Source organism: Kitasatospora sp. NPDC097691, from assembly GCF_040302665.1.
Classification (GTDB): domain Bacteria; phylum Actinomycetota; class Actinomycetes; order Streptomycetales; family Streptomycetaceae; genus Kitasatospora.
Map to the genome: position 1 here is coordinate 124,585 of NZ_JBEORY010000009.1, position 14,662 is coordinate 139,246.

Annotated in this window: 13 protein-coding genes; 8 read left to right on the plus strand and 5 right to left on the minus strand. The window is 70.5% G+C overall.

Going from position 1 to position 14,662, the window contains the following annotated elements; all coding sequences use genetic code 11:
* Positions 1-31: 31 nt before the first annotated feature.
* A complete protein-coding gene (locus tag ABTY56_RS09395; RefSeq protein WP_350627849.1) occupies positions 32-931 on the plus strand; it encodes a Gfo/Idh/MocA family protein in 900 nt (299 codons plus the stop codon).
* Between the two features lie 54 nt (positions 932-985).
* Here the strand turns inward: ABTY56_RS09395 and ABTY56_RS09400 are convergent, their stop codons facing one another.
* Complete coding sequence (locus ABTY56_RS09400; RefSeq protein ID WP_350627850.1) at positions 986-2,095, minus strand: hypothetical protein; 1,110 nt, start codon at positions 2,093-2,095, stop codon at positions 986-988.
* Positions 2,096-2,336: 241 nt separating this feature from the next.
* Here ABTY56_RS09400 and ABTY56_RS09405 point away from each other — a divergent pair, with 241 nt between their 5' ends.
* Positions 2,337-4,346, plus strand: coding sequence for a transglycosylase domain-containing protein (locus tag ABTY56_RS09405; RefSeq protein ID WP_350627851.1), 2,010 nt, complete (start codon positions 2,337-2,339; stop codon positions 4,344-4,346).
* 56 nt (positions 4,347-4,402) lie between these two features.
* On the opposite strand, the gene ABTY56_RS09410 is transcribed toward ABTY56_RS09405, so the two are convergent.
* From ABTY56_RS09410 to ABTY56_RS09420, 3 genes are all read right to left on the minus strand, one after another.
* Positions 4,403-5,656: a polysaccharide deacetylase family protein gene (locus ABTY56_RS09410; protein WP_350627852.1), complete on the minus strand. Its 1,254-nt coding sequence runs from the start codon at positions 5,654-5,656 to the stop codon at positions 4,403-4,405.
* Between the two features lie 142 nt (positions 5,657-5,798).
* Positions 5,799-6,041, minus strand: a complete 243-nt coding sequence (locus tag ABTY56_RS09415; RefSeq protein ID WP_350627853.1) for a hypothetical protein — start codon at positions 6,039-6,041, stop codon at positions 5,799-5,801.
* Entirely contained in the window at positions 6,038-6,376 is a 339-nt protein-coding gene (locus ABTY56_RS09420; RefSeq protein ID WP_350627854.1) for a recombinase family protein, read from the minus strand. The genes ABTY56_RS09415 and ABTY56_RS09420 overlap by 4 nt, the downstream gene beginning before the upstream one ends.
* Positions 6,377-6,502: 126 nt before the next feature.
* Here ABTY56_RS09420 and ABTY56_RS09425 point away from each other — a divergent pair, with 126 nt between their 5' ends.
* Together ABTY56_RS09425 and ABTY56_RS09430 are read left to right on the plus strand one after the other, a co-directional pair.
* Complete coding sequence (locus ABTY56_RS09425) at positions 6,503-7,330, plus strand: helix-turn-helix domain-containing protein (RefSeq protein WP_350627855.1); 828 nt, start codon at positions 6,503-6,505, stop codon at positions 7,328-7,330.
* A complete protein-coding gene (locus ABTY56_RS09430; RefSeq protein WP_350627856.1) occupies positions 7,327-7,536 on the plus strand; it encodes a DUF397 domain-containing protein in 210 nt (69 codons plus the stop codon). The genes ABTY56_RS09425 and ABTY56_RS09430 overlap by 4 nt, the downstream gene beginning before the upstream one ends.
* Before the next feature lie 85 nt (positions 7,537-7,621).
* On the opposite strand, the gene ABTY56_RS09435 is transcribed toward ABTY56_RS09430, so the two are convergent.
* Positions 7,622-10,672 (minus strand): hypothetical protein, encoded by a 3,051-nt coding sequence (locus ABTY56_RS09435; protein WP_350627857.1) that lies wholly within the window; start codon positions 10,670-10,672, stop codon positions 7,622-7,624.
* A 272-nt stretch (positions 10,673-10,944) separates the two neighbouring features.
* Between ABTY56_RS09435 and ABTY56_RS09440 the strand changes: the two genes are divergently transcribed.
* The 4 genes from ABTY56_RS09440 (at position 10,945) to ABTY56_RS09455 (ending at position 14,632) form a co-directional block, all read left to right on the plus strand.
* Positions 10,945-11,514 carry a GNAT family N-acetyltransferase gene (locus ABTY56_RS09440; RefSeq protein ID WP_350627858.1) on the plus strand — a complete coding sequence of 190 codons (570 nt, stop codon included), beginning with the start codon at positions 10,945-10,947 and terminating at the stop codon, positions 11,512-11,514.
* A 208-nt stretch (positions 11,515-11,722) separates the two neighbouring features.
* Positions 11,723-12,232 (plus strand): hypothetical protein, encoded by a 510-nt coding sequence (locus tag ABTY56_RS09445; RefSeq protein ID WP_350627859.1) that lies wholly within the window; start codon positions 11,723-11,725, stop codon positions 12,230-12,232.
* Between the two features lie 153 nt (positions 12,233-12,385).
* Positions 12,386-13,414, plus strand: coding sequence for a phosphotransferase family protein (locus ABTY56_RS09450; RefSeq protein WP_350627860.1), 1,029 nt, complete (start codon positions 12,386-12,388; stop codon positions 13,412-13,414).
* Positions 13,415-13,417: 3 nt separating this feature from the next.
* Positions 13,418-14,632 carry an acyl-CoA dehydrogenase family protein gene (locus tag ABTY56_RS09455; RefSeq protein WP_350627861.1) on the plus strand — a complete coding sequence of 405 codons (1,215 nt, stop codon included), beginning with the start codon at positions 13,418-13,420 and terminating at the stop codon, positions 14,630-14,632.
* Positions 14,633-14,662 lie beyond the last annotated feature (30 nt).

A 14,662-nucleotide genomic window follows, 5' to 3' on the forward strand; every position in this document is an offset into this window, starting at 1 on the left:
ACGGCCGGGAACGGCGAGGAACGGAGACATCGTGCGGATCGGACTGCTGGGCACCGGCACCTGGGCGGAGCGGGTGCACGCGCCCGTGCTGGCGGAGCACCCCGGGCTGGAGTTCACCGGCGTCTGGGGCCGCCGCCCGGAGGCGGCCGAGGCCCTGGGCGCGGCGCACGGCGTGCCCGGGTACGCGGACCTCGACCGGCTGCTGGCCGACGTCGACGCGGTCTCCGTCGCCCTGCCCCCGACGGTGCAGGCGGACCTCGCGGTGCGGGCCGCCGAGGCCGGCTGCCACCTGCTGCTGGACAAGCCCGTCGCGCTGACCGTGCCGGACGCCGAGGCCGTGGCCGCGGCGGTCCGCGAGCACGAGGTCGCCTCGGTGGTGTTCTTCACGGTGCGCTTCGGCGGCCCGCAGATCCCGTGGCTCGAGGAGCAGGCGGCGCTGGGCGGCTGGTACACCGGCCGCTCGGACTGGTACGGCTCGGTGTTCGTGCCGGGCAGCTCCAGCCCGTACGCGGCCTCGCCGTGGCGCCGGGAGAAGGGCTCGCTGTGGGACGTCGGCCCGCACGCGCTGTCCGTGCTGCTGCCGGTACTCGGCGACGCGACGCGGGTGACGGCGGCGGCCGGTCCGGAGGACGCCGTGCACCTGGTGCTGCGGCACGCCGGCGGCGCGTCCAGCACGCTCGCGCTGAGCCTGACGGCGCCGGTCGCGGCGGGCGGGACGGGCATGGAGCTGCGCGGCGAGCACGGCGTGGTGCAGCTGCCGGAGCGCGGCGAGGGCCCGCAGGCCGCCCTGCACCGGGCGCTGGACGCCCTGCGGTCCGCCGCGGCCACCGGCGAGCCGCACCCGTGCGACGCGGACTTCGGGCTGCGGGTGGTGGAGATCCTCGCCGCGGCCGAGCGCTCGCTCGCCGAGGGCGGGCCGGTGGAGGTCTGAGGCCGCCGGCTGCGGGGCTCAGGGGGACAGGACGGAAGGACGGCCGGGCCCCGGTCAGGCCGGCGGCAGGGGCGGCTGGGCTGTTCCCGGGCGGCGGTCGGTGGGCCGGGCCGGGGGGATGACGGGCGCGTGGAAGTCGCGCGGGCCGGTCCAGAGCGCAGGGACGGCGTCACTGCGGCGGGCCAGTTCGTACGCCACGGTCTCGTAGTTGACGCGCCAGCCGTGGAAGTGCGCCCAGGCGTCCTCGACCGGGCGTTCGTGGGGGAAGCCGGCCGCGGTGATCATCGCGACGGCGCCCAGGTACTCGGCGTAGCTCAGCCGGATCGGCACGGCCGGGTCCGGGTCGGGGTCGAAGTCGATGCGCAGCGAGCGGGCGATGTCGCGCAGCGCGGTGAACCCGGCGCGCAGGACCAGCCGGGCCTCGGGCGGGGAGGTGCGCGGGCACAGGGAGAGGTGCAGGGCGGCGGCGTCCATCACCGCGATCAGGCCGACCACCCAGCTGCGGTTCGGCTGCGGGGAGCGGAAGGACAGCAGTACGGGGTAGTTGGAGTGGCTCTCGCCGATGTCGGCGGCCAGGCGCTCCCAGTCGCGGTAGAGCTGGGGGAGCGCGGTCTCGGTGTCCACCAGGGACTGGCGGGCCAGCAGCTCGGGGCCCCAGGCCGGTTCGCCGGCCCGGGACTGCAGCAGCGTCACCTCGGTCTCGCGGCGCTGGTAGGCGGCGTAGAGGGTCGGCAGGTAGGAGATCTGCAGGGCGATCACCAGCGGGCCGCTGGCGGCGGCCATGAAGTCGATCGCGGACAGGTGCAGGCGGTCGCCGCTCGCGAAGCCCAGGGTGAAGAGGCTGGACCCGGCCTCGCGGATGGCCACCGTCCAGTTGAGCGAGGACGTGCCGTGCAGCAGCAGCGTGTAGGCGATCAGCATGCCGCTGAGCCACACCGTGAGCATGCCCAGCAGCACCAGCGGCGCCAGCCAGGTGAGCGCCCGGTCCTGCGCGCGGTAGCCGCCGATCGGCGCGGCGGAGAGCCGCAGCACGCCGCGCAGCACCCTCCACAGCCGGTTCACCAGGGACGAGTACAGCCCGCGCGGGACGACCAGGGTGCGCAGGATGCTGCCGACGACCAGCAGGAGCAGCAGCGCACCGACCACGGTGTGGATCAACCTCATGACGTCATTCTGACGGGCGGTCGGAGCGACCGCGGCGGAGGTCCGGTTCTGCCGGGGCCGTCGGGTGGCCCGTCGGTGGCCCGTGGGTGGGCCCTGGCAGACCGGCGACGGGCGGCTGCCGACCTGCCGTCACGCGAGATATGACGACGATCACACCGCCAATGTGCTGCCCGGACCCACCCTCGGAGCCGTGTATCTGTTCGAAGGGGTTTGTGCCCACGAACGGAGCGGGGAGCGGACTGTGCGTGCACGGCGAGGTGGCGCGGCCGAGGAGGACAAGCCCGGACGCCGGCGGCGGCGTCCGGTGCGGCGGATCGACTACCCGCGCCGCGGGAGGCGCGGGGTGCGCCGCTGGCTCCCGTCCTGGCGGCAGGTGCTCGTGGTGGCCGGGGTGGGGGTGGTGGCGCTGACGGGCTGGCTGACCTGGTTCTTCACGACCACCAAGGTGCCCGACGACCTGAACTCCTTCGCCACCCAGCAGAACAACGTCTACTACTGGGCCGACGGCACCGAGATGGCGCGGATCGGCGAGACCAACCGGCAGGAGGTGCCGCTGGACCGGGTGCCGGAGTCGGTGCGGTGGGCGGTGCTGGCCGCCGAGAACGAGACCTTCTACTCGGACCCGGGGATCTCGGCCACGGGCATCGGCCGCGCGGTGTGGCAGATGGTCTCGGGCGGCGACACCCAGGGCGGCTCGACCATCACCCAGCAGTACGTCAAGAACATCTACCTGAACCAGCGCCAGTCCATGTCCCGCAAGCTCAGCGAAGCCGTCATCGCGATCAAGCTGGACGACCGGATGGGCAAGGACGACATCCTGGCCGGCTACCTCAACAGCAGCTGGTTCGGGCGCGGCAGCTACGGCATCCAGCGGGCCGCCGCGGCGTACTACGGCAAGGACGTCTCGCAGCTCGATCCGAGCGAAGGGGCCTTCCTGGCCGCCCTGTTGAAGGGAGCCGGGCAGTTCGACCCGGGGCTCGGGCCGGACAACCACAAGCGGGCCGAGGAACGGTGGTCCTGGATCCTGGACCGCATGGTGGACGTCGGAAAGCTCTCCCGCGCCGAACGCGCCCGGTACACGGTGTTCCCCGAGCCCAAGCCGCAGCCGAAGTCCGCCGGGCTGAGCGGCCAGGTCGGCTACCTGGTGGACATGGCCAGGGCCTACGTGGAGAGCCACAGCGACATCACGCCCGCCCAGCTCGACCTCGGCGGCCACCAGATCTACACCACCTTCGACAAGCCGAAGGTCACCGCCCTCGCCGCAGCCGTGCAGGAAGCCACCACGGGGATCGACCCCGACAACCGCGAGGCCGACAAACTCCTGAAGGTCGGCGCCGCCTCGGTGGCCCCCGACGGGAGGATCGTCGCGCTCTACGGCGGGCCCGACTACCTCAAGCAGGGCTTCAACAACGCCAACACCTCGACGGTGCCCATCGGTTCGGCCTTCACCCCGGTGGTGTACGCCTCCGGGCTCAGCCAGGGCGTCCAGCGCGAACGCGGCGGCAAGCGCACCCCGGTGACGCCCACCACCCCCTACAACGGGGACAACGGGGTGAACGTACTGACGCCCGAGGGCCCGTACTGGGGGCGCGACGGCAAGATCGTGAAGACCGCCAACGACGGCAAGCGCAACTGGGGGCAGGTCAGCCTGCGCAACGCCGTCGAACAGTCCGTCAACGGGCCGCTGATGCAGCTCGGGATGGACGTCGGCCTGGACCGGGTGCAGAAGACCGCCGCCGACCTCGGGCTGCTCCCCGACAGCATGGGCGAACTGGTGCCGGCCTTCGGGGTCGGCAACTCCACGCCCAGCGCGATCAGGACGGCGGACGCCTACACCGCCTTCGCGGCGGGCGGCAACCGCACCGACCCGTACTCGGTGCTCAGGATCACCCGCAACGGCGCGCCGCTCGAACTGCGGCTGCCGACCGCCGTGCAGGTGCTGCCGGCGGCGGTGGCGGGAGAGGTGGACGCGGCGCTCAAGGGCTCCGTCCGCAGCGGGAGCGCCACCTGGGCGACGGAGGCCGGCCCGGACCTGGCCGCGAAGCCGGGCACCACGGCGGACCGTACGGCTGGGTGGTCCGTCGGCTACAACGGGCAGCTGGCCACGGCGGTCACCGTCTTCCGGGCGGACCTGAAGGACATGAAACTGCTCCCGCTGGAGGGGCTTGGCGGGGCGGCGCCGGACACCCCGGACTCGGCGCTGCCGAGCCGGATCTGGACGACGTACATGAAGGCGGTGGGAGGACGGTAGGCGTGCTGCCGGTGCTGCCTGTGGGGCCCGTGGTGCCACGGGCCCCACGGTTCGCCCTACTTGACCAGGCGCGCCCAGTCGGCCGGCTGCCCGGGGTCCAGCTGGCGCAGCTTGTCGAGCACCTTGGGGTCCTGGGCGTCCAGCCAGTCCGCCACCTGGCGGAAGGAGACGCAGCGGACCTCCTCGCGCTTGCAGACGCTCTTCATCACGTCCTCGATGGCCTGCATGTAGATGCCGCCGTTCCAGTCCTCGAAGTGGTTGCCGATGAAGAGCGGGGCGCGGCTGCCGTTGTAGACGCGCTCGAAGCCGGCGAGGTAACTGTCCCTGGTCTCCTTCTCCCAGACGTCGTACTTCTTCGGGTCGCCCTTGGTGCTGTCGCCGGACTGGCCGGCGAGGAAGTTGAAGTCCATCGAGAGGCGCTGGGAGCCCTTGGCGGGGAAGGGCAGCAGCTGCAGCGGGAAGTTCCAGATGCCGTCCTTCCTGACGGGCCAGACCTGGAACTCGCCGGGGGAACTGGCGTCGTACCGGAAGCCCTTCGCCTTCTCGGCCGTCAGCAGGTTCTTCTGGCCCTCCAGGCAGGGGGCGCGGCCGCCGACCAGCTCCTTGGTGTAGTCGAAGGGGAGGGGCGGGAGGTCCTTGAAGCCGGTGTTGGTCTTCCAGTTGGTGACGAAGGAGATCGCCTGGTCGAGCTCGCTCGTCCACTCGTCGGTGGACCAGTCGCCCCCGCCGCCGGGCTGGGGGCCGCAGAAGTGCCCGTTGAAGTGGGTGCCGATCTCGTTGCCGTCCTGCCAGGCCAGGCGCAGCTGTTCCAGGGTGTCCTTGATGTGGGCGTCGGTGGCGAAGTCGATGGACGCGGAGCCGGCGTCGTGCTGCGGGGGGCGGTAGAGGGTGCGCTTCGACTTGGGGAGGGTGTAGATGCCGGTCAGGAAGAAGGTCATCTGGGCGTTGTTCTCCACGCCCAGCTTGCGGAAGTGGGAGAACTGGCGCTCGTCGCCCTCCAGGGCGCCGTCCCAGGAGAAGACGACGAACTGCGGCGGCCGCTCGCCGGGCTTCAGCTTCTCGGGCTTGGGCTGCTTGGGCTGCGGTCCGGTGTTGGAGGTGGAGCCGTCGCCGAGCACCTTGACCTGGCCGTCCCAGGTGGGCACGGGGGTGGGGGCCGGGGCGGGGGTGTCGGCGGGAGCGGCGGGCGGGGTGGTGGATGCGGGGCTCGCGGGAGTGGTGCCGGTGGCGGTGGGTCTGCCCTGCGTGCCGGAGCATCCCGTGGTCAGGGCGAGGGCCGAGACGACCCCCGCTGCCAGCAGACCGTTCATGCCGCGCGCAATCCGCACCGGACCCCCACTTCACTGACGCAAGTCAGTAGATGTTCGGATAATGATCGAAATGGAGGGATCATCAGAACACTATTGATCGGCGTCTGTCGAGGCGGGGGTGAGGTGGCAACTGGCGTACGTATCAAGGAGACTGACGGTTCATCTGAGTCATCCGATTGTGTGCGCGATAGGCCACGGCGGCCGCGACGGTGTAGAAGCGCCTGACCCGGTCGGAGGAACCCGGCACCCGGAGGAACTCGTTGCGCTCGCGGTCCCAGAGCCCCCAGCACTCCAGCGCGACGAAGTGCGGGCTGGTGGAGTCGATCAGTCGGATCTCGAACCCGGAGGGGTCGGGGGGAGCGGCGGCGGGGTGGTCGTCGGTCATCGCCGGGTCGCCACCTGGATGAACCCGGAGGCCTTCTCCACGCGCTTGGAGAAGTCGGCGAACTCACCCTCGATCGGCGAGATCGCGGCCTTGCTCGGCACGAGGATGGCGCCGGCCTGCCGGTCGAGGACCCGCTGCAGGGCGGCGCGGAGCATGGGGCGGTGCTCGGGCCCCTTCGTGGCGGCCTCGTCGTCGACGACGATCAGGTCGATGCCCCAGTTGAAGGCCTTGGCGTAGTCCTCGCACGCACGCAACTCGCGCTCGGGGAAGGAGGAGTGGTCCTTGGCCAGGTACAGGACCACCTGGAAGGGAGGGGTGGGGTTGTTGCAGGGCATGAGTGTCTCCATGGTTGCACTTCGCGTTCGGCGTTTCACCGGGTGTAGCCATGGTGGCGTGTTGGCCCTTACGATCTCTAGGTCTCAACTTTCACAGTCGTGCCGAGTTACAGACTGGGGGCGGTCATGGAGCTGCAGGAAACTGATTCATCGTCATCGCCGGCCGTGCGCTTCGGAGAAGAACTTCGCAGGATGCGCCGATCCAGGCACTGGTCCCAGGCGGAGCTCGGCAGGCGCATGGGCTACAGCCATGGCCTGGTCTCGTACATCGAACGGGCTAAGAAGCCTGTAACTCTTAAGTTCGCAGTGGCGGCCGACCGGGTGTTCGACACGGGTGGAACCTTCAAGGAACTCTGGCGAAGGATCTCGAACGCCAGCCTGCTGGAAGGCTTTGCCGAGTTCGTCGAGGCGGAAGCGCGCTGCAGGAAGCTGCGAACCTTCGAGTTGGGAGTCATTCCCGGCCTGCTGCAAACCTCGGCCTACGCTTCAGCCTTGGAAGCAGCGAGCGTTCGTCGTGGTGCCATCACCCAGGAACAAGCCGCCGGGCGAGTGTCGCTCCTGGCTGGGCGTCAGAGAATCCTCGATCGGGATTCACCGCCCATCATTCACGCAGTACTTGATGAGAGCTGTCTCCTCCGAACGGTGGGTGGAGCGACAGTTATGGGCGCTCAGCTGGATCACTTGCTGATGCTGGCCGACCGTCCGAACATCACGATCCAGGTGGCGCCGTTCCGTCTTGGTGAGCAACGGCCCTTCCTCTTGCCGGTGGTGCTGCTGACGCTTCCCGACAGGTCTGTGGTGGGTTACGCGGAATCCCACTCGCGAGGCCACCTGGAGAGGGGGCGGGAGAGCGTTGCGAGCTGGGAGGAGGACTACGATCACCTCAAGGTGGAGTCGCTGGATACGGCGGCCTCGCTCGCCATGATTCGCGCTGTTCGGAAGGAACTTCAATGACGACCTTTGATCTGGCCGGCGCTCGGTGGGTGAAGAGCCGCCACAGTGGCAACGGCGGGAACTGCGTCGAGGTGGCCCCTGACTTCCCCGGCGTGATGCCTGTTCGTGACTCCAAGGATCCGGCGGGCGCTGCGCTCGTCTTCTCGGCCGACGCCTGGCGATCCTTCGTCGCCGCGACTTCTGCTGGCGAGTTCGGCGACGTCTGATCGACGTCGCTCGTGGTGATCCGCGGTGGTGCTGAACAAGTGGGGCGGGTCCGGGTGGTGGCCCGGACCCGCCCCGCCGCAATGATCAGGACTTCGCTGCGGACCCGCCGTCCGAAGCGGCCTTGCCGCCCTGGTTCAGCATGCCGCCGAGGGCACTCAGGTTACCGCCGGCGCCCGCACCGGCGCCGCCGCCGGCCACGGCCGATGCCGCCGTCTTGCCTGCGTCGGCGGCGATCTGGGTCATCTTCTGCAGGTGTTCCATGGCGCTCTTCATGGCTTCCTGGCCACGTTGGCCGGCGTCCTTGTCGTTGCTGGCGGCGGCTTCGATGCCCTTGGTGAGCACCTGGCTCATGGCGTTGAGGCCGCTCATGTCGCGGAACAGGTTCGCGGTGGAGATGGCCTGGACAGCTTGGAGGGCGGTCGGGTCGGGCATCGCCGCCACGGGTGTGAACTTCGCCTGGGTGGCGCCCAGGGCGGCAACCGTGGTGTCGAGGTTCTGTGCGCGCGTTCCGGTGGACACCGGCGCGATGTCGGCCGGCGTGATCTGGATGGGCGAGTCCTTCCAGTTCCAGAAACGGGTGAGGTCGATCTTCTCGGCCGCGTTGGCCCGGCCGAGGACGGCCTCGGCGAACACGCCCTTGGTGGCGATGGCGATCGTGTTGGTGACCGGCGTCCCGAAGGTGTTGTCGCCCGGCTGGCGGGTCTTGGTCCAGTCCTGTCGTTCCTGCTCGCTGCTGAAGTTCCACCGGAAGCCGAGGTAGTTGCCGGTGGCGGCGATCGGCTTCGGGTCCAGCAGGGTGCCGAGCAGGACCGGCGCGGCGTTCGAGCCCGCCGGCGTGTACGAGTAGTTGGCGAGGATGCGGCTGAGCGTCAGCTCGTCGGCGTTGGCCCACACCGCCTGGCTGTAGTGGCGGCGGTTGTCGTTCAGGTGGTCCAGGACCGCCTGTGGCACGTTCCCGCCGCGCACGTAGAAACCGAGCGACGAGACGTAGGTGCGGCTGCCGGACTTCACCGTCGAACCGAACAGTCCGCAGATGGCCGCGCCGCCGGAGTCCTCGGTCAGGTCGGGTGCGACGGTGGTGGTCGTGGCGATCCCGAAGTTGACGACGCCCGAGGTCATCGTCAGGCGCAGCCCGGCGAGGCTGCCACGGGCGGCCGTACCGGACCAGGCGTCGACGGAGAGCAGCTTGTCGGCGCCTCCGAAGGTGTGGGACGCGTGCCGCTGCACGCCGGAGCCACCGGTGTCGCCGCAGCGGAAGGTCTGGCCCGGGAAGACCACCTGGATGCTGCGGATGCCGGCCTCGTCGTACCAGACGTCGATCTTGGACGCGTAGGGGGAGTCGGCCTTCGACGGGACGTCGAAGGGGATCGGCGTCTCTCGTGCTGCGGTGAGGATCCGGAGAAGGCGCCCGTCCTTCAGAAGCGCCCATTGCTCGCCGTTGACGGAGGAGACGACTTCTGTCAGCGAGGGGACCGCTGCGAGAAGGGCGTTCTGGGGAGCGGTCCAGGTCGTCGCACCGGCCTCCACCACGAGGGCCTTGCCGGCGGCCGTGACACCCCAGAGCACGCCGTCCGGACCGGCGGACAGGCGCTGCACGTTCGGCGCCGGAGTCCGCTCCAGCCAGCCGGTGCCGCTGCGCTCCCAGGTCTGCCCCTGCCGGCAGTACCAGACCTTGTCCCTGCCGACGACGGCGACGTCGTCGGCCGTGACGTTCAGGCTCTGGTAGCTGCTGGTCAGGGTGCGCTGATAGAGCGTGCCGTCCGTGCCGACGACGTAGAGCGTGCCGTCCGGGCCGCAGGCGAGAGCCCGCCCCTGCCCGCCCTGCGGGTCAATCCGCCAGGCCGTTCCGTCGAACTGCACGACCGTCAGGTCGGTCTTGATCGCCCACACGGTGTCCTTGCCCGGTGCGATGCGGATCAGGTCGCTGTCCAGTCCGGTGGTGGGCAGCGGGTTCCACTGTCGGCTCACCGGATCGAACCGGACCGGGCTGCCGTCGAACTTGCGCACCCCGTACACACCCATGGCCGAAGCGGCGAGGTCGGTCAGCTCAACCCCGTCGAAGGCCTGGGCGCCCGGCGCCTCCGGGGCCGTGCACGCGTCGAGTTTGCGCACGGCGGTGTCGAACGGGTTCGCAGCCCGGATCTTCGCCGCCCAGTCGGCGGGCGCGACCGACGCGAGCACCTCCTTGTACCGTTGCAGGCTGGTGTAGTTGAAGGTGAGTTCCTGCAGCGGGATGAACAGACAGCGTTCCAGCTTGGTCGGCTTGGTCGTCACGTTGTAGACCTGGACGACCTCGTAGTACTGCACCGACATCGCGTGCATGTGGTTGTAGTTGGTGACGACCCGGGTGACGACCTGGTCCTTCTCCGTCTGTGTCGTCTCGCGCACGACCGTCATGTTCCGGCTGCGGGCCGCGGTCGCCAGCTGCTGGGTCCGCGCGCTGATGCGCTGCGTCGCCTCGTCCGCGACCGACTTCACGCCGGTCGAGCGCGACACCGCGGTCGCGAAGCCCGAGTTCGACGACTCGCTCCAGTTACCGCCGCCGCCGATACCGAAGAACGAGACTCCGATGCTGCCGCCGGAGCTGGACGACCTGCTCGACTGGGCCAGCTGGGACGTGCCGAACTGCTCCTCGCGGGCGATCGCGTTCGCGACCTCGCTGATCGACCGGTTCTGGTCGGTGGTGGCGGACAGCGTGTCGGCCTCGGACGTCGTCTCGGTGCCGGTGGCCTTGGTGCTGCGCTGCCAGTCGACGACCGCGACCCTGGTGCTCTCACCGGGTGCGAGCGCGAGGCTGTGCAGCAGCCGGCCGAGCGTGACGCCCTGCGCCGACCAGGTCTGCTCCGTCGTGACGATCATGCCCTCGGCCGGGCGGTCGTAGAACGGCAGGTTCTCCTCGCCGAGGTCGATGGCGCCGGTCAGCTTGCGCCCCGGTTTCGCTCCGGGGATGTCGGTGAGCACCACCGAGCGGTACCGGACGATCTCCGTCGGGTAGTTGCCGGTGGTCGGGAGCAGGTCCTTCGGCGTCGCGCCGTCGAGCATCGCCTTGTCCACCTCGAACGTGGGCGTCGTGCTCGTCGGGGTCGGGTTCGTCGTCGGCGTGGTGCTGGGTGTTCCGGTGCCCGAGGTACTCATCACGATTCCCGTCTACGAAGAAGGTGAGGGAGCGGCCGACATGGCCGCAAGAACGTGGAGAGCCTGACCCAGAGGCGAATGACGCCTTCCGGATCGCTCAAAAAAGCTACACAGCCCGATCACAACTGCGGCACACTTTGGCGAAGTTGGCCGGAATCGGTGCCCGGCTCGGCGGCCCTCCGGCAGCGCCGCTCCGGGACGTCGTCCGCCCGCGTGCCCGGGTGTCGCGAAATTCGGTGGCGGGCCCGCTGACCGGGCGTGATGATCGCGGGATGCATGTCTTCCTGGAAACCGAGCGGCTCGTGCTGCGCCCGTTCGCCGACACCGAGATCGACGTCGACGGCCTGTTCGCCCTGGACAGCGACCCCGAGGTGATGCGCTTCATCAACGGGGGCAAGCCGACGACCCGGGAAGCGATCCAGGCGCGCACCCTGCCGCGGCTCCTCCACGACTACCCGGCCTTCGGCACCCGCGGCTTCTGGGCCGCCGACGAGCGGGCCACCGGCGCCTTCCTGGGCTGGTTCGAGCTGCGCCCCCTCGACGACCGGAGCCCGTTCGTCGTCGAGCTCGGGTACCGGCTGAACAAGGCCGCCTGGGGCAGGGGCTACGCCACGGAGGGCTCGCGGGCCCTGATCGACAAGGGCTTCACCGACCTCGGGGTGGAGCGGGTCACCGCGAACACGATGGCCGTGAACACCGGCTCCCGGCGGGTGATGGAGAAGTCGGGCCTGTCGTTCCTGCGGAACTTCACCGGGGACTGGCCGGACGCGATCCCGGGATCCGAGCACGGCGAGGTCGAGTACGACCTCGTCCGGGCCGACTGGGAGCAGCGGCGCCCGTAGCCCGTTCCCCCTCGAAGCCTCCCCCACCGAACCCCCGGGCCGCGCGGCCCGGGGATTCTTCGTGCGACCGTGGTGCGGGCGGCACCGACAGGGGGATCCCTCGGCCTGGGCACGTGCTTGCTCAAGGGGGCGGCCTGGGGGTCGTCTGATGTCCGATCAGCCCTGGAGTGGTGGCGCGCGAATGAGCACAAGTCGCACTGACGCAATGATGGAACGCCTTGCCGGCATCAAGTGGACCAACATGGAGGGTCACAACGCGCATGCGATCTCCATGTCCCGACTGATGATCGAGTACCTTCGCCGCGCCGCGCTCTGGGCCGAGGTGCTGGGCGGTCCGCCGAGGTGGCCCATCTACGACATCGCCGGGGCCCTCGCTCCGGACGTCCGGGTGGACCCGGAACTGGCCGAGCGGCTTGAGGACTTCCTCATCGCACACGTCGGTGGCATTGAGACCGAGAACGCCTGCCGTGCGGTCGTGCGGTGGGCGACGTTGCTGGACACTCCCGGGCTGCGACTTCCCGATCTGCCGGATCCTTTCGAGCCTCTCCTCCTCGTGTACGAGCGCGGTGGGGAGGTCATCGCGGACGAGAGCCGGGCCTTCAACTTCGGCGGCCGATCCGTGCGGATCAAGCTGTGGCGCGAACACCTCTCCGCAGAGCCGGCGGTCTCCCTCGATGCCGCCACCCTGGATGCCCTGGACGCTGCGGCAAGCGGCTGACGAGCGTGAACTGTCACCGGTGATTGGGCCAGGAGCCCGTCCAGCCGACCCCCTGGGCCGACCCGGTTCAGGGGGTCGTGCCATTGACAGGGGGGATCCCTCGGTTGAATGCTAAGCAAGCGCTTAGTCAATCCGAGACCAAGGAGCCGCCCGATGTCCGAGACCCCTGCTCCTCCGCCCGGGGTGGACCTGGCGCGGTTGTGCGCCCACCTCGACCGGGAGCTGCCCGGGGCCGTCCGGGGGCCGCTGCGGGCCGACCTCATCGAGGGCGGCCGCTCCAACCTCACCTACGTCCTCTCCGACGGCGCCTCCCGCTGGGTGCTGCGCCGCCCGCCGCTCGGGCACGTCCTCGCCACCGCGCACGACATGGGCCGCGAGTACCGCGTCATGACCGCGCTGCGCGACACCGGCGTCCCCGTACCGCGCACTCTCCTCCTCGATCCGGGGACGGACGTCCTCGGCGCGCCCTGGTACCTCATGGAGTACGTCACCGGCACCGCCCACCGGGACGCCGCCGACCTCGCCTCCCTCGGCGAGCAGCGCGTCCACGCGCTCGGCCGCCGCCTGGTCGACACCCTGGCCACCCTGCACCGGATCGACCCTGCGGCCGTCGGCCTCGCCGACTTCGGCCACCCCGACGGCTACCTGGAGCGCCAGCTGCGCCGCTGGTCCAAGCAGCTCGCCGCCTCTCGCAGCCGTGACCTGCCGGAGCTCGACCGGCTGCACGCCGCGCTCGGCGAGCGGCTTCCGACGTCCCCCGCGCCCGCCCTGGTGCACGGGGACTACCGCCTCGACAACGTCCTCGTCGACGACGCGGACGCCATCGCGGCCGTCCTCGACTGGGAGATGTCCACCCTCGGTGACCCGCTCACCGACGTCGGCCTCCTGGTGATGTACACCGAGCTGGCCGGTGTCGGCGGCGGCATCATCCCCTCCGCCATGACCGCCCCCGGCTTCCCGAAGCCCGACGAGATCGTCTCCTGGTACGCCGAGGCGACCGGCCGCCAGGCCGCCGACCTGGACTGGTACGTGGCCTTCGCCTCGTTCAAACTCGCCGCCGTCGCCGAGGGCATCTTCTTCCGCTTCCAGCAGGGCCGCACCCTCGGCGCGGGCTTCGAGCGCGCGGGCGAGATGGCCCCGATCCTCGCCCGCCACGGCCTGAGCACCCTCAAGGAGAACTGACCGATGGACTTCGCGTACGACGCCCGGACCGAAGAACTGCGGGCCCGGCTCCTCGCCTTCATGGACGAGCACGTCCACCCCGCCGAGACCGTCCTCGCCGCGCAGCTCGCCGACCCGGCCCGCGCGCCCTGGGCCGTCCCCCCGGTCGTCGCGGACCTGCAGGCCGAGGCCCGCAAGCAGGGCCTGTGGAACCTCTTCATCCCCGGCGAGCACGGCGCCGGCCTGACCAACCTGCAGTACGCCCCGCTCGCCGAGATCACCGGCCGCAGCCCGCAGTTGGCCCCGCCCGCGCTCAACTGCGCGGCCCCGGACACCGGCAACATGGAGCTGCTCGCCCAGTTCGGCACCGCCGAGCAGCGCGAGCGGTGGCTGCGCCCCCTCCTCGACGCCGAGATCCGCTCCGCGTTCGCGATGACCGAGCCCGAGGTGGCCTCCTCGGACGCCACCAACATCGCCACCCGGATCGAGCGGGACGGCGACGAGTACGTGATCAACGGTCGCAAGTGGTACATCACCGGGGCGATGAACCCGGAGTGCAGGTTGCTCATCGTGATGGGCAAGACCGACCCGGCCGCCGAGCCGCACCGCCAGCAGAGCATGGTGCTCGTCCCGCGCGACACGCCAGGCGTCACCGTGAAGCGCGGCATGACGGTCTTCGGTTACGACGACGCCGACCACGGCGGCCACGCCGAGGTGCTGTTCGAGGACGTCCGCGTCCCGGTGGCCGACCTGATCGGCGAGGAGGGGTCGGGCTTCGCCATCGCCCAGGCCCGACTCGGCCCCGGCCGGATCCACCACTGCATGCGCGCCATCGGCATCGCCGAGCGGGCGTTGGAGCTGATGTGCCGTCGCGCCGCCGAGCGGGTCGCCTTCGGCAAGCCGCTCGCCGAGCAGGGCGTGGTGCAGGACTGGATCGCCGAATCGCGGGTGCGGATCGAGCAGTTGCGGCTCCTCGTCCTCAAGACCGCCTGGCTGATGGACACCGTCGGCAACCGGGGCGCGCACACCGAGATCCAGGCGATCAAGATCGCCACCCCGCGCACCGTCGAGTGGATCCTCGACAAGGCCGTCCAGGCCCACGGCGCCGCCGGCGTCAGCCAGGACACCCCGCTCGCCCAGCTGTGGGCCGGCAACCGCACCCTGCGGCTGGCCGACGGCCCGGACGAGGTGCACAAGCGCTCCCTGGCCCGCCGGGAGCTGAAGCCGTACCGGCGGTAGGTCGCCCGACCATCGACGATGCCTGCCGAT